1 protein-coding gene is annotated in these 895 nt (G+C 70.7%); it reads right to left on the reverse strand.

What is annotated here, in order from left to right; translation table 11 throughout:
* On the reverse strand, positions 1 to 895 hold an 895-nt coding region (locus A5646_RS06090), incomplete at both ends, for an acyl-CoA dehydrogenase family protein (RefSeq protein WP_255362075.1).

Here is an 895-nt window from a genome sequence, read left to right on the forward strand (position 1 = left end):
CCCCACTGTCGGTCGAGCCGGGTCGTCAGGAAGGCCTCGGCGACGGCGGGGTGGCCGTGGCGCACCAGCAGCGAGCCCTGCAGCGCCAGGCAGATGTCTTCGGCGACCTTGCGGCCGCGGTAGGCGATGGTCTGCAGGTCGGCCAGCTGATCGCGAAGCCGCGCGACGTGGGCGGCCAGGCGCGGGTCCTGGCCCGCGCCGTCGGCGAGCTCGTCGAAGAGCACCTCGACGCATTCGGGACGAGTGGCCATGGCGCGCAACGTGTCCAGCGCGCTGACGTTGCCCGAGCCCTCCCAGATGCCCATCAGCGGGGCCTCCCGGTACAGCCGCGGCATGCCGGAGTCCTCGACATAGCCGTTGCCGCCCAGGCATTCCAGCGCCTCGGCGGCGTGCGGGGTGGAGCGCTTGCACACCCAGTACTTGCTGGCCGCCAAGCCGATCCGGCGCAGCAGCGCCTCACGCTGGTCGCCACGCACGGCCCTGTCGGTCGCCCCGGCCATCCGCATCGCGACCATGGTCGCCGCCTCCGCCTCCACGGCCAGGTCAGCCAACACGTTACGCATCAGCGGCTGATCAATCAGGTAGGCGCCGAACGCCTTTCGGTGCTGGGCGTGGTAGATCGCGCGGGTCAGACCGGTGCGCATGCTGGTGGCGCTGCCCAGCGTGCAGTCCAGCCGGGTCAGGTTGACCATCTCGATGATGGTGGGCACCCCGCGCCCTTCCTCCCCCACCAGCCACGCGATCGCGCCGTCGTATTCGACCTCGCTGGACGCGTTGGCGTGGTTGCCGAGCTTGTCCTTGAGCCGCTGCAAAAACATCCGGTTGCGGGTGCCGTCGGGCAACACCCGCGGCAGCAGAAAGCACGACAGCCCGCCCGGTGCCTGCGCGAGCACCA

The organism is Mycobacterium sp. 1245499.0 (assembly GCF_001673615.1).
GTDB classification, from domain to species: domain Bacteria; phylum Actinomycetota; class Actinomycetes; order Mycobacteriales; family Mycobacteriaceae; genus Mycobacterium; species Mycobacterium europaeum_A.